The 21,911-nt window shown below is 69.4% G+C and carries 21 protein-coding genes; 12 read left to right on the plus strand and 9 right to left on the minus strand.

Annotated features, from left to right (window positions below):
• Positions 1-34: 34 nt before the first annotated feature.
• From ACFYW7_RS09315 to ACFYW7_RS09335, 5 genes are all read right to left on the minus strand, one after another.
• Complete coding sequence (locus tag ACFYW7_RS09315) at positions 35-988, minus strand: lysophospholipid acyltransferase family protein (RefSeq protein ID WP_389499751.1); 954 nt, start codon at positions 986-988, stop codon at positions 35-37.
• Entirely contained in the window at positions 985-1,758 is a 774-nt protein-coding gene (locus ACFYW7_RS09320) for a GNAT family N-acetyltransferase (protein WP_389499753.1), read from the minus strand. The genes ACFYW7_RS09315 and ACFYW7_RS09320 overlap by 4 nt, the downstream gene beginning before the upstream one ends.
• Before the next feature lie 266 nt (positions 1,759-2,024).
• A complete protein-coding gene (locus tag ACFYW7_RS09325) occupies positions 2,025-2,774 on the minus strand; it encodes a succinate dehydrogenase/fumarate reductase iron-sulfur subunit (protein ID WP_389499755.1) in 750 nt (249 codons plus the stop codon).
• Positions 2,771-4,720 carry a fumarate reductase/succinate dehydrogenase flavoprotein subunit gene (locus tag ACFYW7_RS09330; RefSeq protein ID WP_389499757.1) on the minus strand — a complete coding sequence of 650 codons (1,950 nt, stop codon included), beginning with the start codon at positions 4,718-4,720 and terminating at the stop codon, positions 2,771-2,773. Before ACFYW7_RS09330 ends, ACFYW7_RS09325 begins: the two co-directional genes overlap by 4 nt.
• 1 nt (position 4,721) lies before the next feature.
• Positions 4,722-5,393, minus strand: a complete 672-nt coding sequence (locus ACFYW7_RS09335) for a succinate dehydrogenase (RefSeq protein ID WP_389500410.1) — start codon at positions 5,391-5,393, stop codon at positions 4,722-4,724.
• A gap of 120 nt (positions 5,394-5,513) precedes the next feature.
• Between ACFYW7_RS09335 and ACFYW7_RS09340 the strand changes: the two genes are divergently transcribed.
• From ACFYW7_RS09340 to ACFYW7_RS09375, 8 genes are all read left to right on the plus strand, one after another.
• Entirely contained in the window at positions 5,514-6,404 is an 891-nt protein-coding gene (locus ACFYW7_RS09340; protein ID WP_389499759.1) for a LysR family transcriptional regulator, read from the plus strand.
• 67 nt (positions 6,405-6,471) lie between these two features.
• Positions 6,472-6,687 carry a hypothetical protein gene (locus tag ACFYW7_RS09345; RefSeq protein ID WP_389499761.1) on the plus strand — a complete coding sequence of 72 codons (216 nt, stop codon included), beginning with the start codon at positions 6,472-6,474 and terminating at the stop codon, positions 6,685-6,687.
• 423 nt (positions 6,688-7,110) lie between these two features.
• A complete protein-coding gene (locus tag ACFYW7_RS09350; protein ID WP_389499763.1) occupies positions 7,111-7,449 on the plus strand; it encodes a hypothetical protein in 339 nt (112 codons plus the stop codon).
• Positions 7,450-7,831: 382 nt separating this feature from the next.
• Complete coding sequence (locus ACFYW7_RS09355) at positions 7,832-9,106, plus strand: ABC transporter substrate-binding protein (protein WP_389499765.1); 1,275 nt, start codon at positions 7,832-7,834, stop codon at positions 9,104-9,106.
• Complete coding sequence (locus tag ACFYW7_RS09360; protein ID WP_389499767.1) at positions 9,103-10,044, plus strand: carbohydrate ABC transporter permease; 942 nt, start codon at positions 9,103-9,105, stop codon at positions 10,042-10,044. The genes ACFYW7_RS09355 and ACFYW7_RS09360 overlap by 4 nt, the downstream gene beginning before the upstream one ends.
• Positions 10,044-10,877 (plus strand): carbohydrate ABC transporter permease, encoded by an 834-nt coding sequence (locus ACFYW7_RS09365; RefSeq protein ID WP_389499769.1) that lies wholly within the window; start codon positions 10,044-10,046, stop codon positions 10,875-10,877. Before ACFYW7_RS09360 ends, ACFYW7_RS09365 begins: the two co-directional genes overlap by 1 nt.
• Positions 10,878-10,915: 38 nt before the next feature.
• On the plus strand, positions 10,916-12,112 hold the full coding sequence (locus ACFYW7_RS09370; RefSeq protein WP_389499771.1) for an ABC transporter ATP-binding protein: 1,197 nt from the start codon (positions 10,916-10,918) through the stop codon (positions 12,110-12,112).
• A gap of 476 nt (positions 12,113-12,588) precedes the next feature.
• Positions 12,589-13,056: an SRPBCC family protein gene (locus ACFYW7_RS09375; protein WP_389499773.1), complete on the plus strand. Its 468-nt coding sequence runs from the start codon at positions 12,589-12,591 to the stop codon at positions 13,054-13,056.
• An 885-nt stretch (positions 13,057-13,941) separates the two neighbouring features.
• Here ACFYW7_RS09375 and ACFYW7_RS09380 read toward each other — a convergent pair.
• Positions 13,942-14,112 carry a CsbD family protein gene (locus ACFYW7_RS09380; protein WP_389499775.1) on the minus strand — a complete coding sequence of 57 codons (171 nt, stop codon included), beginning with the start codon at positions 14,110-14,112 and terminating at the stop codon, positions 13,942-13,944.
• Between the two features lie 368 nt (positions 14,113-14,480).
• Between ACFYW7_RS09380 and ACFYW7_RS09385 the strand changes: the two genes are divergently transcribed.
• The 4 genes from ACFYW7_RS09385 to ACFYW7_RS09400 all read left to right on the plus strand — a co-directional run bounded on the left by ACFYW7_RS09385 (position 14,481) and on the right by ACFYW7_RS09400 (position 17,920).
• Positions 14,481-15,350: a GyrI-like domain-containing protein gene (locus ACFYW7_RS09385; protein ID WP_389499777.1), complete on the plus strand. Its 870-nt coding sequence runs from the start codon at positions 14,481-14,483 to the stop codon at positions 15,348-15,350.
• Positions 15,351-15,674: 324 nt separating this feature from the next.
• Positions 15,675-15,983: a hypothetical protein gene (locus tag ACFYW7_RS09390; protein ID WP_389499779.1), complete on the plus strand. Its 309-nt coding sequence runs from the start codon at positions 15,675-15,677 to the stop codon at positions 15,981-15,983.
• 189 nt (positions 15,984-16,172) lie between these two features.
• The gene (locus ACFYW7_RS09395; RefSeq protein ID WP_389499781.1) at positions 16,173-17,105 is read left to right on the plus strand and encodes a hypothetical protein; all 933 of its coding nucleotides are present in this window, start codon (positions 16,173-16,175) and stop codon (positions 17,103-17,105) included.
• A gap of 518 nt (positions 17,106-17,623) precedes the next feature.
• Complete coding sequence (locus tag ACFYW7_RS09400; protein ID WP_143670079.1) at positions 17,624-17,920, plus strand: hypothetical protein; 297 nt, start codon at positions 17,624-17,626, stop codon at positions 17,918-17,920.
• 48 nt (positions 17,921-17,968) lie between these two features.
• Here ACFYW7_RS09400 and ACFYW7_RS09405 read toward each other — a convergent pair whose 3' ends face one another.
• The 3 genes from ACFYW7_RS09405 to ACFYW7_RS09415 all read right to left on the minus strand — a co-directional run bounded on the left by ACFYW7_RS09405 (position 17,969) and on the right by ACFYW7_RS09415 (position 21,710).
• Entirely contained in the window at positions 17,969-19,627 is a 1,659-nt protein-coding gene (locus ACFYW7_RS09405) for an ISL3 family transposase (protein WP_389499783.1), read from the minus strand.
• Between the two features lie 54 nt (positions 19,628-19,681).
• Entirely contained in the window at positions 19,682-19,807 is a 126-nt protein-coding gene (locus ACFYW7_RS09410; protein ID WP_389499785.1) for a hypothetical protein, read from the minus strand.
• Positions 19,808-20,105: 298 nt separating this feature from the next.
• Positions 20,106-21,710 carry a phospholipase D family protein gene (locus tag ACFYW7_RS09415; protein WP_389499787.1) on the minus strand — a complete coding sequence of 535 codons (1,605 nt, stop codon included), beginning with the start codon at positions 21,708-21,710 and terminating at the stop codon, positions 20,106-20,108.
• Positions 21,711-21,911: the final 201 nt, after the last annotated feature.

Genomic DNA, 21,911 nt, shown 5'->3' on the forward strand with positions numbered 1-21,911 from the left:
CACCCGTAGGGCGAACGTTCGGGCCGGCCCGTCCTCAGGGATGCGCCGGGAAGCATGGACCGGCGTGGTGTTCCCCTCCCTGGGCCGCGGCCGCCAGGGCGCGTCGGTCCCGGTGGCCGTCGGGTGCGAGGACGGGGCGCAGGACGACCTCGGCGACCAGCCCGCGGGCCGACACCACCCGCCACAGCGAGGCGGGCAACGAGTCGTCGCCGACGAAGGCGGGCGCGGTGCTCGCCGCCCCGTCCGCGCCCCGGTAGCGGATCCGCACCGGCTGGACCGGCACACCGGCGTCCAGGGCGGCCTGGAAGACGGCCCGGCGGTGGTGTCCGCGCGCGCGGCCGCACCACGTACTGCCCTCGGGGAAGGCGGCGACCGCCGAGCCGCCGCGCAGGGTCTCGGCGATCCGGTCCACGGTGCCCGGCAGGGCCCGCAGCCGGTCGCGGTCGATGAAGAGGGTGCCGCCGCGGGCCGCGAGCCCGCCCACCACGGGCCAGCCCCGCACCTCCGTCTTGGCGACCATCCGAGCCGGACGGACGGCGGCGAGCAGCGGGATGTCCAGCCACGAGATGTGGTTGGCCACGATCAGCAGCCCGCCGGTCGGCCGGGCGGCTCCGGTGATCTTGGTGCGGACCCCGGCGACGTGCAGGACGGCCAGGCACCAGCGGCGGATCCACCGGTCCCGCGACGGCGCCCGCAGCCGCCGGACCGACGGGATCAGGAGGATCCCGAGGAGGACCACCAGCAGCAGTGCGGTCAGCCGCAGGACGGCGCGCGGCACGCCCGTCCAGGGCCGCGCCGAGTCGACGCAGCCGCGCGGGGAGCAGGGCGCGGTGGGCAGCCAGGCGCTGGTCCGCGGGGCGGGGCGGTCGGCGACGGGACGCCGCGGAGCGGGGACGGCTCCGGGGAGCACCGCCGCTCCCGGCCCTCCGCCGAGCCGGGGGCGGCGGACGGCCGGGAGGCGCGGCGCTCCGGTGCGGGGCGCGCTCATCGGGCGGGAACGAGCGAGAGGAAGTGCCGGAGGTAGCGCGGGTTGACCCGGCTCATCGACAGCAGCACGTACATGTCGGCGACACCGAAGTCGCCGTCGTGCGCCGGCTCGCCGCACACCCACGCGCCCAGACGCAGGTAGCCGCGCAGCAGCGGGGGCAGCTCGGTGCGCTCGGGGCGGGCGACGCCCTCCGCGCTCCAGGGCAGCAGCGGGCGGACGCGGAACTCCTCCGGGGCCAGGTGCCTGTCCCGCACCCGGTCCCAGGTGCCCGCCGCGAGGGTGCCGCCGTCGGCGAGGGGTATGGAGCAGCAGCCGGCGAGCCATTCGTGGCAGCCGTCGACCATGTAGCGGGCTATCCCGGCCCAGATCAGGCCGATGACCGCGCCGTCGCGGTGATCGGGGTGGACGCAGGAGCGGCCGACCTCGACCAGTCCGGGGCGGATCGCGGCCAGCGGCCCGAGGTCGAACTCGCTCTCCGAGTAGAGCCGTCCGGCGATCGCGGCGCGCTGGGGCGGCAGCAGCCGGTAGGTGCCGACGACCTGGCCGGTCTCCGTGTCGCGGACCAGCAGGTGGTCGCAGTACGCGTCGAAGGCGTCGATGTCGAGGCCGGGCTCCGGGGTGTTCAGGAGGGCGCCCGTCTCCCCGGCGAAGACGTCGTGGCGCAGCCGCTGGGCGGCCCGGACATCGGCCTCGTCGCGAGCCAGGGTGACGGTGTAGCGGGTGGGGGCGACAGGCCGGGTCGGGCTGTCGAGGGTGGAAACGCCGGTCATGGCACTCTCCTGGTCACGGGCCGGTTCGGCGGAGGGGCACCCCCTCGCTCGTACGGAGTCGAGAGCTCGGGGGAGGCAGGCCGGATCCGTTCGGTCTGCGCGCTCCTGTTCTTCCGACGCCGGTTGGCGTGCGCGTGACCAGTGCCAGGAGGGCGGATGTGAGGATGCTGAATGACAGGGGCGGGCCCGGAGAGCGAGACGGGACCGGGGTGAGAGCACCACACCCGGTCCCGCCCGTTCGCACCGTACGGCGAACGACTTCGTGGCTAACGTCCGCCCGCCCTGCGGGTGGCTCGCAGCCATTCCTTGTTCATGCCCGTGATGGAGAAGAGCGGGATGCCCTTCGGGCAGGCGGTGGCGCACTCCCCGGCGAGGGTGCAGCCGCCGAAGCCCTCGTCGTCCATCTGGGCCACCATGTCGAGCACCCGGGTCTCCCGCTCGGGCGCGCCCTGCGGCAGGACGTTCAGGTGGTTGATCTTGGCCGAGGTGAACAGCATCGCGGCGCCGTTCGGGCAGGCCGCCACGCAGGCACCGCAGCCGATGCACTCCGCGTGCTCGAAGGCGAGGTCGGCGTCGGGCTTGGGCACGGGGGTGGCGTGCGCGTCGGGCGCGGCCCCGGTCGGGGCGGTGATGTAACCGCCGGCCTGGATGATCCGGTCGAAGGCGGAGCGGTCGACCACGAGGTCCTTCACGACCGGGAAGGCGGAGGCCCGCCAGGGCTCGACGTCGATGGTGTCGCCGTCGCGGAAGGAGCGCATGTGGAGCTGGCAGGTGGTGGTGCGCTCGGGGCCGTGCGCGTCACCGTTGATGACCAGGCTGCACGCGCCGCAGATGCCCTCGCGGCAGTCGTGGTCGAAGGCGACGGGGTCGTCGCCCTGGAGGATGAGGTCCTCGTTGAGGGTGTCGAGCATCTCCAGGAAGGACATGTCGGCCGAGATGCCGTCCACCTCGTACGTGGACATCGCTCCGTCGGCGGCGGCGTTCTTCTGCCGCCAGACGCGCAGGGTGAGCCTCATGCGTAGCTCCGCTGGGTGGGGTGGACGTACTCGAAGACGAGGTCTTCCTTGTGCAGGACGGGCGCGGCACCGGTGTCGGTGAACTCCCAGGCGGCCGCGTACGCGAACTCCTCGTCCCTGCGGGCCGCCTCGCCGTCGGGGGTCTGGGACTCCTCGCGGAAGTGGCCGCCGCAGGACTCGGCTCGGTGCAGCGCGTCGAGGCACATCAGCTCGGCGAGTTCGAGGTAGTCGACGATCCGGTTGGCCTTCTCCAGCGACTGGTTGAACTCCTCGCCGCCGCCGGGCACCTTGATGCGCCGCCAGAACTCCTCGCGGATCTGCGGGATGCGTTCCAGGGCCTTGCGCAGTCCGCTCTCGGTGCGGGCCATTCCGCAGAACTCCCACATGAGTTCGCCGAGTTCGCGGTGGAAGGAGTCGGGGGTGCGGTCGCCGTCGACGGCGAGGAGCAGCCGCAGCCGGTCCTCGGTGTCCGCCAGCACCTCCCGCACCGCGGGGTGTTCGTCGGTGATCTCGCCGTGGTGCGGGTTGCGGGCGAGGTAGTCGTTGATCGTGGACGGCAGCACGAAGTAGCCGTCGGCGAGTCCCTGCATGAGGGCGGAGGCGCCGAGCCGGTTCGCGCCGTGGTCGGAGAAGTTGGCCTCGCCGATGGCGAACAGGCCGGGGACGGTGGTCTGGAGGTCGTAGTCGACCCACAGTCCGCCCATCGTGTAGTGCACGGCCGGGTAGATCCGCATGGGCGCGGTGTACGGGTCCTCGGCGGTGATCCGGGCGTACATGTCGAAGAGGTTGCCGTACTTCTCCTCGACCGCGGCCCTGCCGGTGCGCCGGACCGCGTCGGCGAAGTCCAGGTAGACGCCCTGGCCGCCGGGGCCCACTCCCCTGCCCTCGTCGCAGACGTTCTTGGCGGCGCGGGAGGCGATGTCACGGGGAACGAGGTTGCCGAAGGCCGGATAGATCCGTTCCAGGTAGTAGTCCCGCTCGTCCTCGGGGATCTCGTGGGGCGGGCGGGTGTCGCCGATCGCCTTCGGCACCCAGATACGGCCGTCGTTGCGCAGCGACTCGCTCATCAGCGTCAGCTTCGACTGGTGGTCGCCGGTGCGCGGGATGCAGGTGGGGTGGATCTGGGTGAAGCAGGGGTTGGCGAAGTACGCGCCGCGCCGGTGGGCCCGCCAGATCGCGGTGGCGTTGGAGTTCATGGCGTTCGTCGAGAGGTAGAAGACGTTGCCGTACCCGCCGCTGGCGAGGACGACGGCGTCCGCGTAGTACGTGTCGATCCTGCCGGTGACCAGGTCGCGGGCCACGATGCCGCGGGCCCGGCCGTCGACGACGATCAGGTCGAGCATCTCGGTGCGCGGGTGCATCTCGATGTTGCCGGCCGCGACCTGCCGGGACAGTGCCTGGTAGGCGCCGAGCAGGAGTTGCTGACCGGTCTGGCCGCGGGCGTAGAAGGTGCGGGACACCTGGACCCCGCCGAAGGAGCGGGTGTCGAGGAGACCGCCGTACTCGCGCGCGAAGGGCACGCCCTGGGCGACGCACTGGTCGATGATCTCGACCGAGATCTGCGCGAGGCGGCGGACGTTGGACTCGCGCGCCCTGAAGTCGCCGCCCTTGACGGTGTCGTAGAACAGCCGGTGGACGGAGTCGCCGTCGTTGCGGTAGTTCTTCGCGGCGTTGATTCCGCCCTGCGCGGCGATCGAGTGGGCGCGGCGCGGGGAGTCCTGGAAGCAGAACTGGACGACGCGGTAGCCCTGTTCGGCGAGCGTGGCGCCGGCGGAGCCGCCCGCGAGACCCGTCCCGACGACGATCACGGTGTGCTTGCGCCGGTTGGCGGGGTTGACCAGTCCGGCCTCGAAGCGGCGGGTGTCCCAGCGTTCGGCGATGGGGCCGGCGGGAGCCTTGGCGTCGACGACGGGTTCGCCGGTCCGGTAGGCGGTGTATGCGGTCATGTCAGCTCACTACTCCGGTCATGACGCCGACGGGTACGGAGACGAATCCCGCCGTGAGCGCCAGCGCGAGGACGTCGGCGACGGTCTTGAGGGCGCGGTCGCGGGTGCGGCTGCCGGCCCCGAGGGTCTGGGCCGCGCTCCAGAAGCCGTGCCGGACGTGCAGGCCGAGCGCGAGCATGGCGACGATGTAGACGACGTTGCCGTACCAGGTTGAGAAGGTGTCCACGACGTTCTGGTACGGGTGGCCCTCCTGGAAGCCGCCGGGGTGGACGGTGCCGGTGGTCAGGTCGAGGAGGTGCCAGACGATGAACAGGCCGAGGATGATCCCGCCCCAGCGCATGGTGCGGGTGGCGTAGCTCGGGCGCCGCTTGCGGTGGACGTACTTGCTGGGGCGCGCCCTGATGTCGCGGCGGCTCAACTGGTACGCGGAGACGGCGTGGGCGACCACGGCGACGACGAGTACGACCCGGATGAGCCACAGCGTCCACTCGTAGTGCATGAGGGGTTCGCCGACGGTGCGCAGCCAGTGGGCGTAGTGGTCGAACTCCCCCGCGCCGAAGTAGATCTTGAGATTCCCGATCATGTGGGCGACCAGGTAGAGCAGCATGATCAGGCCGCTGACGGCCATCACGGTCTTCTTGCCGACGGAGCTGTCCCACACGGTGCGCGCCATGGACGACCGTCGGTCCGTCCGCGTTGCCAGAGCCATGGGACAGAACGCTAGACGCGGGGGAACCGATCGGTCCAAGACATGCTCCGGCTTGATTCCATAGGCCCAGGCTATCGTGGGGAGATGCAGTTCCAGCAGCTCCAGTACTTCGTCGCCGTCGCGGAGACCCGTCATTTCACCCGGGCCGCCGACCTGGTGCATGTCGCGCAGCCCTCGCTGTCGCAGCAGATCAAGTCGCTGGAGCGGGAGTTGGGGGCCGATCTGTTCCTGCGGGCGCGCGGGAACATCACACTGACCGACGCGGGCGAGGCGTTGCTGCCGCTGGCCCGGCGCATTCTGGCCGACGCGGACACGGCCCGGCACGAGGTCCAGGAGCTGGCCCAGCTGCGCAGCGGCCGGGTGCGGCTCGGCGCGACCCCGAGCGTGTGCACCGGCCTGCTGCCCGACGTGCTGCGCGCCTTCCACGACCGCTACCCGGGCATCCGCCTGCTGATCGAGGAGGGCGGCTCGCACGACCTCGTACGGCAACTCGCACGCGGCGCTCTCGACCTCGCGCTGGTCGTCCTCCCGCTCCCCACGCCCTCCCCCGCCCTGACCACGGTGGAGCTGCTGCGGGAGGACCTGGTCGTGGTGTCGTCGCCGGAGGCCCCGGCGCCCGGCGGGGGCGGCGGCCGGCGCACGGTGCGCGTCGCCGATCTGGAGAGCGAGCGTCTGGTGATGTTCCGGCACGGGTACGACCTGCGCGAGCTGACCGTCGCCGCCTGTCGCTCCGAGGGCTTCGAACCCGACTTCGCGGTCGAGGGCGGCGAGATGGACGCCGTGCTGGGCTTCGTCCGGGCGGGTCTCGGGGTGGCCGTCGTCCCCCGTATGGTCGCCGCCCGGTCCGGGCGCGGACTGCGCGTCACCCCGCTGGCCCGGCCCGGTCTGCACCGGACGATCGCGCTGGCCCACCGCAGCGACGTGGCCCCGCCGCGGGCGGCGAGGGAGCTTCAGCGGATGCTGCTGGAGCGCTGACCGGCCGCCCGTCGCCGGTCCCGGTCCCCGACAGCAACGCCTGCCGGACGACGACATCGTGGCGGCCATGGGCATCGACGCGCGCGTACCGCTCCTGCTCACCGAGGCATACCCCCACGGAAAGGCGCTCGGGACGTGGGACGGCGGAGCAGAGGCGTTGGGTGCAGCCGGGATCGCGCTCGACGCCCCTGGAGTCGTGATCACGGACGACGCCGGCACGGCCTTGGAAGGCGTCCTTGAGACCGTGGTGTATCGAGGTCGACGGCCCACCGCGGGTTCCTGATCCGGTCAAGAGCCGGCGTCCGGGGCCGGCTCCACCCGGAACTCCGGCCCCGTCGAAGGTCACGTCAATCTCATCAAGATGTTGAAACGACAGATGTATGGCCGGGCCAAGCCCGACCTCCTCCGCAAGCGCATCCTCCTCCACCGGTGAAGATCAACACGAAGAGTGATCACGGAACTCGCGACAGAGCCCAGCCCCAGGCCCCCCGCTCGCGCCGACTTCCGAAAGTCGACCTGTCGACAGCGACTGACTCTGGATTTCTTCTCAATCGATCGTGTCCACGACATAATGCCGCCTGATCTGCGAAGTGTCGGCGGGGAACGGGAGCGCCGGAGACGAATCGAGAGGGGAACGCGCATGTCAGCACGTCGGATCATTGCAACCCTGGCGGCCGCGGCTCTGGCGGCTGGTGGGCTCATTGCCATGACCAGCACGCCAGCCAGCGCAGCAACCTGCCTGGGTACCGCCAGGAGCTACAGTCCCGTCGACAACGGGAACGAGTACGTGTGGCCCGCATCCGGATTCGCCCACGCCACGTCCAACTGCAACGACATCAACGTCAAGCCGAGCATCGCAGCTGGCGGCGGGTTCAACTATGTGCCCGTGCGCACCTGCTTCTACCCCACGACCGGCGCCTCCTACTGCAACGCATACCGCGACATCACGGTCGGTACCTGGGGTCTGGCAGCCACCGACGTCAAGGACGGCACCGCATTCATAGTGCAATTCGCCTGGAGCACCCGGGGATCGATCGCCTACTGACCTGACTCGTGCTGCCCATGAAGGGCTCCGGCGCATCACACGCGCTGGAGCCCTTCGCACAAGCTGCCGGTCTGCACGTTGACATCGACTTCCGCCGCTCGTGTCACAAGTAACCGGCGGAGGCGGTGTGGGGTTTCCCCGGTTTTGACGCCGCTTCGGCACAGGTCAGTGCGTACCTTGCGCCGGAGGATCCGAGCCTTCCGGGCTGCAGGGGCGGGTCCCGGTGCCCGCACCCGTGCTCAGCCGACGGACTGCGGCCGATCGGATGACCGGCCGGTGCGGCGTGCGGAGCGGGGGCGGGGGCGGGCCTAGCCTGTGGCCCGTCCGGACTTCTTTCGCCGTGTCCGGGCATTTCTCGCACCGGTCCGGAAGGAGTGTTGGGGTGGCGTCTTCGTCCGGCATCCGCGGCCTGCTGCGGGTTCTGCTCGCTCTGTGGCTGTCGGCAGCTCTGCTCGCCGGCTGCGGAGGCGGAGGCGGAGGCGGGACGGTGACGCTCAACTGGTACAACTTCCCGGACGACTCCGGTGCGCTGGCCAGTGCGGCGAGCGCCTGTTCCAAGCAGTCCGGTGGGCGCTACCGGATCAGTTACAACAAACTGCCCCGCACGGCGGACGGGCAGCGCCAGCAGTTGGTGCGCCGGCTGGCCGCCAAGGACGACACGGTCGACATCATCGGGCTGGACGTCACCTGGCCCGCCGAGTTCGCGGAAGCCAAGTGGATCCTGCCGTGGACCGGGAGCAACCGCGCCGCGGCCACCCGGGACACCCTGGAGGTCCCGTTGCGGACGGCAACCTGGAAGGGCCGGCTGTACGCCGTCCCGTACAACACGAACACCCAACTGCTCTGGTACCGCAAGGATCTGGTCCCCACGCCGCCCGAGACCTGGGCCGAGATGCTCCTGATGGCCGGCCGCCTGGCGAAGCAGGGCAAGCCCCACTACGTGGAGATCCAGGGCGCGCAGTACGAGGGACTCACGGTCTGGTTCAACTCGCTGGTGGAGAGCGCCGGCGGCTCCATCCTCAACGCGACCGCCACGGCTCCCAGGCTGGGCCCGCCCGCCGTGCGCGCGGCCTCCATCATGAAGACCCTGGCCACCTCGGCTGCGGCCGACCCGTCGCTGTCCAATCAGATGGAGGACCAGAACCGGCTGGCCATGGAGTCCGGCAGCGCGGCCTTCGAGATCAACTACCCCTTCGTGTATCCCTCGATGAAGGCCAACAACCCCAAGCTGTTCAAGCAGTTCCGCTGGGCGCCCTACCCCGCGGTCGACAAGGGCAGGCCCGCCAGACCGACCATCGGTGGCATCGACCTGGCCATCGGCGCCTACACCCGCCACTCCGAGTTCGCCTTCGACGCGGCGCTGTGCCTGCGCAACCGGAAGAACCAGTTGACCGCGGCGCTCGAGGGCGGCCTGCCGCCCACGCTCCGCCCGCTCTACTCGGATCCCGCTCTCGTCAAGAACTACCCCTTCGCCTCCACCGTTCTGACGGCCCTGGAGAACGCCAGCATCCGGCCCAAGACCCCCGCCTACCAGAACGTGTCCATCGCGATCTCGCACACCCTGTCGCCGCCGAACGGAATCGAGCCGAGACCGGACGTGCAGAAGATCAGCGGCCAGATCGAGGACGCCCTCAACTCGAAGGGGCTGATCCCGTGACCCCGTCGGCTCCGACCGCCCCCGAGAACGCGACGGGAGCCAAGGACGGCCGTGCCCTGTCCGAAGGGGCCCGGCAGGAGCGCCGGTTGGGCTGGCTGCTGTGCGCACCGGCCGTGATCGTCATGCTCGCCGTCACCGCGTACCCCATCTTCTACGCGATCTACCTCTCGCTCCAGCGCTACGACCTGCGCTTCCCGCAGCAGGCGCACTTCGTCGGCTTCAGCAACTACGGCGCCGTGCTGTCCTCGGAGTTCTGGTGGCAGGCTCTGTGGGTGACGGTGTTCATCACCGTGGTCTCCGTGGCCGTGGAACTCGTCCTCGGGTTCGCCCTGGCACTGGTCATGCACCGCACCATCTTCGGCCGCGGGACGGTTCGCACCGCCATCCTGATCCCGTACGGCATCGTCACCGTGGTCGCCGCCTACTCCTGGCAGTACGCCTGGACCCCGGAAACCGGCTACCTGGCCGATCTCCTGCCCTCCGGTGACGCTCCCCTCACCGAGCAGTGGCCCGCCATCGGCCTGATCATCCTGGCCGAGGTGTGGAAGACCACCCCGTTCATGGCCCTGCTGCTGCTCGCCGGCCTCGCCCTGGTGCCGGAGGAGACGCTGCGCGCGGCCCAGGTGGACGGCGCCGGAGCCTGGCAGCGCTTCTTCCTGGTGACCGTCCCCCTGATGAAGCCGGCCATCCTGGTCGCCCTGCTCTTCCGGACCCTGGACGCCTTCCGGATCTTCGACAACATCTACATCCTCACGTCCGGCGCGCACAACACCGGCTCGGTGTCCATCCTGGGCTACGACAACCTGTTCACCGCGCTCAACCTCGGCATCGGGTCGGCCATCTCCGTCCTCATCTTCCTGTGCGTGGCGTTGATCGCCTTCGCCTTCATCAAACTGTTCGGGGCAGCCGCGCCCGGCTCTCAGGAAGGGGGACGCTGATGTCCGCCGCCGGACGACGACGGATGACGGGGTGGGCCCTGGTCAACATCATCGTGATCGTCTACGCCCTGTTCCCGGTCTGCTGGATCATCTCTCTGTCCTTCAAGGCCCCCAGCACCCTCACCGACGGCAGCTTCATCCCGACCGAGTGGACCTGGGAGAACTACCGCGGGATCTTCCAGACCTCCGAGTTCACCCGCGCGCTGATCAATTCCATCGGCATCGCCCTCATCTCCACGGTGATCGCGGTCGTGCTGGGCACCATGGCGGCCTACGCCGTCGCCCGGCTCCGGTTCCCCGGCAAGAGCCTGCTGATCGGGATGTCGCTGCTGATCGCGATGTTCCCGCCCATCTCGCTGGTCTCGCCGTTGTTCAACATCGAGCGGATCATCGGCATCTTCGACACGTGGACGGGGCTGATCATCCCGTACATGACCTTCTCCCTGCCGCTCGCCATCTACACCCTGTCGGCCTTCTTCCGGGAGATCCCCTGGGACCTGGAGAAGGCGGCCAAGGTGGACGGGGCCACCCCGGCGCAGGCGTTCCGGCTGGTGATCGCTCCGCTCGCGGCGCCGGGGGTGTTCACCACCGCGATCCTGGTGTTCATCTTCTGCTGGAACGACTTCCTCTTCGCGATCTCGCTGACCTCGACCTCGGCGGCCCGGACCGTGCCGGCGGCCATCGCGTTCTTCACCGGGAGCAGTCAGTTCGCCCAGCCCACCGGTTCGATCGCCGCCGCCGCCGTGGTGATCACCATCCCCATCATCGTCTTCGTGCTGCTCTTCCAGCGGCGCATCGTGGCCGGGCTCACCTCCGGAGCCGTCAAGGGCTGACCGGCGGCAGCCGTTCGTCAGGACAAGAAGGACCGACCGTGGCAGAGATCGTTCTCGAAGGCATCACCAAGCGCTACCCCGATGGTGCGGTGGCGGTGAAGGACGTCGACCTCCGTGTCGCGGACGGCGAGTTCGTCATCCTCGTCGGTCCCTCCGGCTGCGGTAAGTCCACCACTCTCAACATGATCGCGGGACTGGAGGACATCACCGAGGGAACCCTGCTGATCGACGGAGAGGTCGTCAACGACAGGACCCCGAAGGACCGTGACATCGCCATGGTCTTCCAGAGCTACGCCCTCTACCCGCACATGAGCGTGCGCGACAACATGGGTTTCGCGCTCCGGCTGGCCAAGGTGGACAAGGCGACCATCCGCCAGAAGGTCGAAGAGGCCGCCCGCATCCTGGACCTGACGGACCACCTGGAGCGCAAACCCGCCAACCTCTCCGGAGGCCAGCGCCAGCGCGTGGCCATGGGGCGGGCCATCGTGCGCGACCCGAAGGCGTTCTTGATGGACGAGCCGCTCTCCAACCTGGACGCCAAGCTCCGTGTCCAGATGCGCACCCAGATCTCCCGCCTCCAACAACGCCTGGGCAGCACCACGGTCTACGTCACCCACGACCAGACCGAAGCCATGACCCTGGGCGACCGGGTGGTGGTGATGCGCGGCGGACTCGTGCAGCAGATCGGAACCCCGCAACACCTCTACGAGCAGCCGAAGAACCTCTTCGTCGCCGGGTTCATCGGCTCCCCCGCCATGAACTTCCTGCACGCCACCGTCGAAGGCGGCCGGCTGCACACGTCGGTGGGCGACCTCGACCTCAACGACCGGCTGCGCCGCGTCCTGGAGCGGCACGGCGCCCCCAGGGACCTGATCGTGGGGCTGCGTCCGGAGGCCTTCGAGGACGCCGCCCTCGTGGACCCGGACAGGGCCGGATCGGGCACGACCTTCAGCGTGGACATCGACGTGGTCGAATCGCTGGGTTCCGATGTGTACGCCTACTTCACCGAGGACGAGTGGCAGCCCACCGCCACCTCCGAACTCGCCGAGCTCGCGGCCGACTCGGGGACCACCGACACCGGGGCGGGCGCGCACCAGATCGTCACCCGTCTCGACGCCTCCACGCAGGTACGGGAGGGCGGCCGGGCCGAACTGTGGGTGGACACCGTCAAGATGCACGTCTTCGACCCGTCCTCCGGGGCGAACCTCACCCTGACCGACGAGCCGACCGGCTGATCCTCGCCGGCGGTCCGGGCGACGCGGCCGGCGGTCCGCACTGTCCGCCCGGCCCCGGGCACACGAGGGCCAGAACGGCCGGCGGGACGGCCTCGCGCCCCATCGGACTCTTTCGATAGGCCGGGTAAGCGGACAGGCCGTCGGTGAAGTGGCCCGGTCGGCCGCCCGCAGCTCAGGGCCGCGGCCGGAACTCCACGGCACTGGAGGTCGCCGCGGCCGCCGTCCCCGGGAGTCGCATCACCCGTCTGGCCTTCCTCGCACGGTGCACGTGCCGCGTCGACCTGACGCTGGAAGCCCAACCATGCGGCTTGCAGCGGGAGCCCCGCTGCAAGCCGCATGCCCCCTCGCCCGAGGAGGAACCGCGCTCTCGCGCCGGGCTTCGCAAGCCGCGAAGCCCGCTGCGGCCGGGTCCTCGCCCCCAGGGACGCCACCGGCCGACGGCGTTCCCGTGCCGCCCGCCCTCCAGGAGCGTGATCATGGCCAGGAACCGCCGTCTGATCCTGAGCTCGCCGTCCGAGATCTGGCGCCTGCTTTCCGACGGCCACCGATACGGGGAGTGGGTGACAGGAACTCGGCAGGTCCTCGCCGCCGACCCCCACTGGCCTGAGGTGGGCGCCCGGCTGAAGGTTCGCGTCGGCGCCGGCCCTGTGACCCTCGACGACACCTGCGTGGTCCGCATCTGCGAGCCCCGACACCGGCTGGAACTGGAAGCGAAGGCGGATCCCTTCGGCGCGGCGCGCATCGCCATGACGTTGATCCCCTGGGGCGAGCACACCTTCTTCACCCTCGACTGGCACCCCCTCCGGGGCCCCGGCACCAGAATGCACGGACTCCCCGTGGACTACCTCGTCGCGATCCGCAACGGCATGATGCTGACGAAGCTGGCCCGGATCGCGGTGCGCGAACATGCGCGGAAAACACCTGAACTCACCTTTCCGTCATGAAGACGGACCGGAGGCGCCTCTCCCCGCAAGAAAACGCCCGGCCGGAGTCAGGTCTCCGTCTGCTTTGTCGGCGGGACGTGGCTTTGGGGGGGGCCGGGACGGGGGTGGCCCAGGCGCACCGGGACTTCGGGCGAGCACAGGGCGCTGACCGGCTGCCCGTCGGGAGCCGGGAGTCCGGCCTCCGCAAGGAGGTTCTCCTCGCAGGTGCTCAGTTCCGCGCGAGCAGCAGCACGGGGCAGGTCTCGCCCGCGGGGAGGTGCGGGCGGTCGCTTCGATTAGAGAGCGAAGCGACCGCGCCAAGCCCCAGAGGGGTGACCACGACGGCATCCTGCCATCTCCCGCACGCAGGTCCACCGGAGGGGAATGGTGCACGCCTCCGACCTGTGGCCGGCTTCGATACCTCACCCGAACGGGCAACCGCGCACCGGTCGAGGCGCGCGTGCCGAGGGGCCCGGCCTCCGACTCCGGGCACCTCACCCATGTCTGGGATGGCACTCATCTGGGCAGAGCCCACCCGCCCCGCTGCGCCCCGGCTTCCTTGTCCAGCAGGCGCCAGCGTCGTGGGGATCGCCGGTTTGCACCCAGTTCCCAGTTCAGGGTGGCGACCAGCGCGGCCGGCACATGCCCGCCCACCGCACTCGTCGACCCCCACACGAGCCCGCGCCCCACCCCCACCGAACCACCCCCTCCCCCTATGCACTGCCGACCGCCGAGACCACGAGGGACGCCGCCGATCGAGCACGCTGCCGGAGGGCCCTGTATCGGCCCGGCTCGCTACAGCCCGACCATTGGGCGCCGACTCCGCCCTCGCGGACCAAGCCCCCGTTCTCCCGCACGGTGGAAGGTCCCGCCTCCTCGGAGGCGGGACCTTCCACCGTGCGGACTTCAGTGCTTGTCGCGCTTGCCGTGCATGGCCTGCTTGGCGTCGTCCATGGCGTCCTTCGCCTTGCCCTCCGCCTGATCCATCTTGCCCTCGGCCTTCAGCCGGTCGTTGGCGGTGGCTTTGCCCATCGCTTCCTTCGCTTTGCCCTTCATCTTGTCGCGCTTGCCAGCCATGTCCTGCTCCTTGCCTGGGAGAATCGGTGACGCTGCCAAAATAGGAGCTAAATTCACATACCGCCCGGCGAGTGGCTCTGTTCACGAGAACGGACAGCAAATGTTCACGACTTCGGGAGGCGTTCAATCGAACAGCTGCAGATGGCCAGCGTGCTGTTGGTCGTGGCTTGATCTGGGCGTGGGGTTCCAGCGCTCACTCCTCTTCGGCCTCGGGGAACATCGGTACAGCGATTGGCGCTGAGATTGATCATGGTCAGGGTGTGAGTAGTAGTGGGCTTGACTCGAAACATGGTTGATCAAACCGGACCGTCGCGATCGGGCGCCGCTCGGGCGCTCACTGCCAGGGTTGAAGGCGAAAGGGAGGCCTCATGATCTCGGCACTGAATCAGCTGGTCGATCTCGTCGAAGAACACCTCGGCGAGGAACTCGACGTGGACAAGCTCGCGGGAGGGCTCGGTATGACCGAGTACCACCTGCGCCGCATGTTCTCCTCGCTGGCCGGTATGCCGCTGTCGGAGTACGTGCGGCGTCGGCGCATGACCGTCGCGGCCGGCGACGTCGTGCGCGGCGAGGCGGATCTGCTGGGCATCGCCGTCCGCTACAGCTACGGCTCCAGTGAGGCGTTCGGACGCGCGTTCCGAGCGGTCCACGGCGCGAGCCCCAGCGATGTGCGCCGTGACGGAGGCCCCTTGCGCATACAACCGCAGGTCAGATTCCGTCTGACCGTCGAAGGGAGCAACCCCATGGACACTCACCTCGTCGACCGCCCCGCATTCCGACTGGTCGGGTACGCCGCTCGCGTTCCGCTCATCCACCAGGGCATCAACCCGCACATCCAGAAGCACATCGCCGCACTGCCACCCCAGGAACACCTGCGCCTGAAAGCCCTCAGCAACACCGAGCCCTCTGGCATGCTGCAGGTCAGCGACGGCCTCGATCCCGACGCCACCGAGGGCAGCGAACTCATCTACCTGCACGGAATCGCCCTCACCAAGGAGACCTCCGCCCCCGACGACCTCGACGTCATCGAGGTGCCGGCCGGGCAGTGGGCCGTCTTCCGCACCAGCGGACCGCACCCCCAGGCCCTGCAGACGACCTGGGCCGCCACCGCCACCGAGTGGTTCCCCTCCAACCCGTGGCAGCTGCGGCCCGGCCCCTCGATCGTCGCCATCCTGGAGCGCGCGGACGACTTCAGTACGGCGACCTGCGAATTGTGGCTTCCGGTCGAACCGGCGTGATCCACCGGCTCGGACGTCCGGGGCGAGACCCGTTTGGACAGCAGCTGTGCCCCGCGTTGTGGGCAGCGCGGACCAGGCCGTATCGGTCAGGGCCGCCCGAGGAATCGAACGACAGCGCCTCCCGAAGTCGTGAACATTTGCTGTCCGTTCTCGTGAACAAAGCCACGGCGAGGACTGCGCGGGTTGAGCAACCGGCCCTGCCGCTCCGATGGCCAAGGACTGTCCTGCGACGTTGAGGCGGGCGGTTGAGAGACCGAGAGGTTCGCCGCTCGTCCTCCTGCCGTGCAGCCGCCTCGGGATCCGTCGAACGTCGCCCATGCCCTGGTGGCAGCGTTTCCGACCCGTCTTGCCGGTGACGTGCGGAGTGTCCTGGCGGTCGTGCCGGAGGCCAGGCTCGCGCCGACGACGCCCTTCAAGGTCGAGGTGCAGGGCGAGACCGTCGCCATCCCGTCGCGCATCTACGACGAGGAGCCGAGCTCCGACTCGGAGCGGCCGCCCCTGGCCGGAACTCAGCAGGTGATTTTGCACTGCCTGTACTCCCGGCGCAGTGATGGCCGGGTCCGCCAGCGGCACCTCGAGCAGATTGTGGCGTCGGGCGAGCCGTGGGCAATGCGCTCGCGGAAGTCGACCTGATGGGGATCTCCGAAATCAGCCAGGGTCGCTCGTCGCCTCATTCGGTGCGGAGTTCAACGGAGTGAGGAGCTTCAACGAGCACCCGCGCGTGATTCCGGCCGAGGCCACCGGCTCGTGGAGTGGGGAGGGTCGTGTCGGACGGCCAAGGGGGCCATCGGGGTCAACCGCAGCGGCATCTAGGCTCTCGGCATGCAGCGCAGCGATGTCACGAGGGACGACGGCGCGTGGGTGGGCCTTTCCCTGGACGTGAAGGGCCGCCACCAGCCGGGGCTGTGCGTGTTCAGTGCCGGCCCGCAACTGCTGGTCTCCCAGCTGTCGCGGCCCGTGCTGCTCGCTGTGGTCGACGAGCAGCTCCAGGGCGTGGACTTCTGGCGCACCGACGCGTACCGCTCCTTCGTCCCGCCGTTGCGTGCCGATGTGGCGCGAGCCCTGGCGGGCAGCCCGGAACGGTGGGCTCACCGCTTTGCGCAGTACCTCATTGATTCGCCGGACAGCCCGTTGCACGAGGGCCGGTGGCTGCTCTCCTGCGAGAGTCCACTCCGGCGCTGGCGTCACGCTGACACCTCGCACGCCGAGTACTGGGGCTCGATGCTCGTCGACGGCCATCCGGACGGATACATCGACTGGCTCTTCCATTCCCATTCGTGGGAGGTCCTTCCGCTGCGGCCCATGCCCGATGCCGACGACAGCCGGGTCAAGGCGTACCGCAAGCAGGCCCGTGAAGGGACGCTCCCGCCCGTCTTGTTGTGGTGGGTCAGCGGCCTGGACTGCCATCTGATCCTGGACGGGCACGCGCGCCTTGCCGCGGCGATCGCCGAATCCGTCGAGCCGCCGCTGCTGCAGTTGCACCGCACGGTGCCGAGCGGTGACCTGGCCGAACGCATCGATCAGGCCGTGGGCTTCTACGAAGACGAACTGGCACGCTTTGCCGAACTCCGAGCCGTCCACGGCCCCACCGTCCCAGACGGCGCCGCCACCGCCGGTCCACAGCTCGTCCGCCTCCTCCATGACCTGAACACCGCGGAACAACCGACCTGGGCCTGGCCCCTGCCTGGCGGAGAGGACCAGTGGCGTCACGTCGCACGCGAGGTGACAGCCGGCCAGGACTGGCCCCGTGTCTGAGACCTGTCGAGTTTCTCCCGCTGACCGTTACGTCCGGATGTACCGCCGGGAGCGCGCACACCCCGATGAAAGGCTGTCTCCCAGGCACGAGCTCCCACACGTGGCGGGCTCTGGCGCAAGCCGCCCTCGGCAGGCGGTGTGTGGCCGAGTCGGCCACACACCGCCCCTGGAACCGGCCGGCTGCGAGCGACGTGGGGAGATCCATCGAGCAGGTCTGGGGTCACCCCCGAGCAGGGGGTGGGGATTTTCAAGGCTCTGGCCGCAGTTCCGTGAATGATCTTGGAGTGGCATGACCTGGCAACGGAGCGAGGAAAAAATCCCGGCCTCCACGCCTCCGCGCGACTACTGTCCTGCTGGTAGATCGTCCGACCGACGAGGGGGCTGAGTCGTGCTGACCACTACGCACCCTCCGTAGGTACCTCTGGAAAGCCCAGAGGGCCCTACGGAGGCTCTCGATGTCCCGAACCGTCCGCACAACTCCCAGGCAACTCCGCGTCCGAGACGTCGCTTCGGAGGCGATGTCCCTGTACGACCTGCGCTACATGCACGCTGAACTGGCCCAGGCCGCCCGCGAAGGCCGTCGCCCTGCCCCTACGAAGATGCTGCACCGGATCACCTCCTGGCAGTGGATGGTGCTCTATTGCAGAAAGGGCTCGTTCTCTGCCGAGATCGCTACGGCTGAAAGCCGGGCCCGGCTCCAGGGTCGACTCGAAGCCCAGCGGATCCGCGGACTGCACCACGCCGGCCACGACCTTGACGACGCAGATATCCCTCCGGTCCGCCACCGTCACGGCGGGCTCTGGAATGCTTGGTAGAGCACGAAGCGCCCAGGACTGACCGGCACATGCGAGCACATGAAGTGCCTACGGCGGGTCGACCAAAGGGCCTGCGCCTTCCTGTCCTTGTACCTGATCGCTGATCGCCGTCAGGCCGCTCACGGACTGCGTGAGGATCCGGACCCGGAGGAGTTCGAACGAGGCTCGGCCGTACATGGCTCGCTTGAGTGTTTTCACCCGGTTTACGTGCCCCTCGACGACCCCGGAGCTCCATGGCAAGGTCAGACCGGCGGTCACCGCGTCGAGGTCCTGGCGGAGAAAGCCCGCGAAGCCCTTCATGGGCTTCGGCGCGTCTTGCTCGGCCTGCCGGATCCACTCCAGCAACAGGTAGCCGCGCTGGTGACGGACCAGGTCGGCGAACGCCCGAGCGAGATCGCAGGCCCGGGTGATGTCCGGGCAGGCGAGCCGGACTTGGAGGAGTCGCTCGTCCTGGCTTTCGGTGAGCGCCTCCCGGGGCCGCATGATCCACGAGGTGATCTTGCGGGGGCTAGGAATGTCGACCCGGACCGGGGCGGCGGTGCCCACGCGAAGGGCAGCGAGGTGTTTGCGAACGACCTGGCGGCTGCCGCGGTAGCCGCGAGCCTGGATCTCCAGAAACAGCCGGGTGCCGCTGACCTGGCCTTGTACTTCGGTAAAGCGGGTGTTGAGGTATGCCTTGAACGGCTCCAGGACGCCGTTGGGGCGGCGCTCGCGGGCGGAGGCCAGCAACTCGTCGAGGTCGGCGTCGCGGAAGCGGCGCACGGTCTTGCGGTCGAGGTTCAGACGGCGGGCGATGGCGCTGATCGTCCAGCGTTTATCCAGCAGGCAGTGGATGTCCTCGTAGCGATGGCGAGTGCGTTCGATAATCTGGCTGCGGGGCAGTTCCGCGGGCGGTAACAGCATCGGGGGCACCTCGGTCACCGTCTCCTCCTCGGCACGTTTGCGCAGGCAGTCGCGGTGCTGGTGGCAGGTCTTCTCCACTGCGGCGAACAGGTTCTGCAACAGGTGCCACCGGTCGGCGACTTCGAGGGCATGAGGGGCGGCTTCCTTGACCGCCTTGGTGTAGGCGGTGGCCCGGTCCCGGCAGATGATCTCGGCGCCGGGATGGCTTCGGAGCCAGACCGCGAAGGTTTCGGAGGTGCGGTCGGGCAGCACGTCCACGACCCGGCCGGCTTCGACGTCGACCAGCACGGTGCCGTAGGTGCAGCCCTTGCGGAAGGCGAACTCGTCCACCCCCAGCACCCGCGGCGCACGGTCCGGAACCGACGGCGCTACCAGCAGCCTGAGCAGCCGGGTCCGGCCCGCAGCCATCCGCAGGCGGCGGCACAGCCGTGCGGCCGGACGGCCGCCGAGCTCGATCGCGATCGACCGCAGCCAGCCTGTCAGCCCGGTGCTGGAGCGGCGGTGCCGCTCGGACAGCCCTGGCACCTGCTCGACGAACGTCTTACGGGAACAGCTTTTCCGGTCACAGAAGTACCGGCGGACCCGCAGCCGGACCATGACCCGGCGAGAGCCCAACGGCCTCTCATCCAGGGCACGTTGGTACGTGCTGTGTCTACGCCTCGCCTGCGTCCCACAGTCCGGGCACCAGCCCGGCCGAGCGGTGGACACCGCCTCCACCACGAGGACGTCGGAGGAGTCACTGACGCGCTCCACTCGCACATCGATCCCGGGAAACAGCACAGCCTCGACCGTCTTGCTCGCCATGCCGGGACATACTCTGCCGAAACGATCCCTCGCTCGCTCCGCCGACCTGGGGATTCACGGAACTGCGGACAGAGCCATTTTCAAAGAGCCCCACCAGGCCGACACGCCGTGGTGAAAGCCGGGATCATCCAGCCCCATGGCCAGCGCGTATTTGAAGTCGACCGACAGGAACTGCAGCACACAGACGGTGGCCCGTGGGGCGGCCGAAGGACCGGGCGTCCGTCGCGCGGATACCAGTCGGCGAAGTCCTCGTCGCCCCCCAACCCGTCGAGGCGGTCTCTCACCCACATCGCCGTCGTACCGTCCGGGTTGCCCGCCCGCGCGATCCGCGACCTGGATCACCGACTTCAACGACCGCCGTCGGCTACACAGCGCGTGCGGCTTCAAGAGCCCGATCGACTACGAACAGGACTACTGGGCCGATCCCAGCAACGGGTCAGCTGGAGGGTCTCCACGATTCGAGGGAATCGACACACCCTCAGTAGGCGCCCTGCCGGCGCAGGGAGCGCGGACGGCCGTCGGGATCGGCGACGACCCGGTAGAGCGGGTCGGTCAGGGCCCGCGTCATACGGGACAGGCGCGGCGGGTGATAGGTGCGCAGCCGTCCCGGCGGTCGCGGACCGTGGCGGCCGCCGTCGTGCCACGCGTCCAGAGCCGCGGCCGCGTCGGCATAGGCCGCAAAGGCGCGGCCCGGTTCGCACAGTGCAGCCGCTTCCCCGTCCCCCTCGCGGTCAAGGTGTTCGAGATTCAACGACAACCGCAGCTCGCGCGCGAAGACGCGGGCGCCGTCACCCAGGCCGCCGGGGTCCATCGGTTCACGGGAGTCACGGGTCTCGTCGAGGACAGCGCAGCTGAGTTCCGAATCGTGCGTCCAGGAGCGCCGGTTGACGTTGTCGGAACCGACCGAAGCCCAGACATCGTCGATGACACAGACCTTGGCATGGACGTACACGGGCGTCCCGGCGTGATTCTCCAGGCTGTAGACGGCCACCCGGTCACCGCCGGCCCGACGCAGGACTTCCAGGGCGCGGATCCGGCCCAGCAGATTCATCGGTGTGCTGATCCGCCCTTCCTGGTCCGGAAGCGGCGGCAGGACGGCGATCATCCGCAGGCCCGGATGATCCGCGAGAGCCTGGGCGAACGGCTGGACGGCACTGTCCGACCACAGGTACTGGTCCTCTAGGTAGATCAGCCGACGTGCCCGCCGCAGGGACTTCGTGTAGGCGCGGGCGACGCTGCGTTCACCGTCGGGAGCGAACGGATAGCCCTTGATGCGGTTCGGGTAGGTGCGCAGGATCTGGACCGTGTGGGAACCGCGCGGGCCCGGGTCTGGTTGCTGTACCGGGAGCGGATCCGCCCGCGTGTCCTCGCCCCGAAGTGCCGCCCTCAGCCGGCTGCGCGGGCTGCGGCTGAGCGGAGCCGGGTCGGTCCACCGCTCACGGAACGTGGCCTCGACATCACCGACGGCGGGCCCGCGCACCGCCAACTGGATGTCGTGCCAGGGCGGACGGGAACCATAGGCGTCGGCGATGGGTTGCGCCAGCGGGTCACCCTGATGAGCGGCGTCGTCCCGACGGCTGTGACACAGATCGATCCCGCCGACGAAGGCGACGTCCCGCTCGGGCCGACCCGGGTGGCGCAGCACCACGAATTTTTGATGGTGCGAGCCGCCCGGCCGCACCCGCATGTCGAGCAGGCACTCGCCCCCCGCCTCCTCGATCTCTTCCCCCAGGTGGTAGTTCTCCTGTTCGCTGAACTGGAACCGGTCCAGGTGCGAGCGCCACACCAGCCCCTTGACGACCACACCGCGGCGTGCGGCGTCGCACAACACGTCGCCGACGGCGCTCTCCGGACCGGCCAGCAGCTCATCAGGGTCACCCCGCCAGTCCGTGAACATCAACATGTCGCGGGCCCGCTGCGCCCGCACGGCCGCGAGCAGCTCGGCGAAGTACACCGCCCCGTGTACCAGGGGGCGGACGTCGTTGCCCGTGGACCACGCCGCACCGTCGGCATGACGGCGGTCCACCCGCGACGCGGGATTCCCCCGCTGAGCGGGGGTGAGCAACCAGTCGGCGGGTTCCACGTGGCAGTCCTTCCATCCGACGGCCCTTCCGGGATCTCCTGGCAGGTCGGGTACCCCCTGAGCGTGTGACCACGCGATTTCTGCTCTGCCGGTCCTGCGGAGACCTTCATGCCAAAGTCGCCAGGTGAGTGGAGGGAAGGTCACCCGTCCAGGGAGTCGGTCGGCCGGGACCCTTGGGTTCCAGCTCGTTCACAACGATCA

The sequence above is a fragment of the Streptomyces sp. NPDC002580 genome, from assembly GCF_042889485.1.
Lineage (GTDB): Bacteria > Actinomycetota > Actinomycetes > Streptomycetales > Streptomycetaceae > Streptomyces.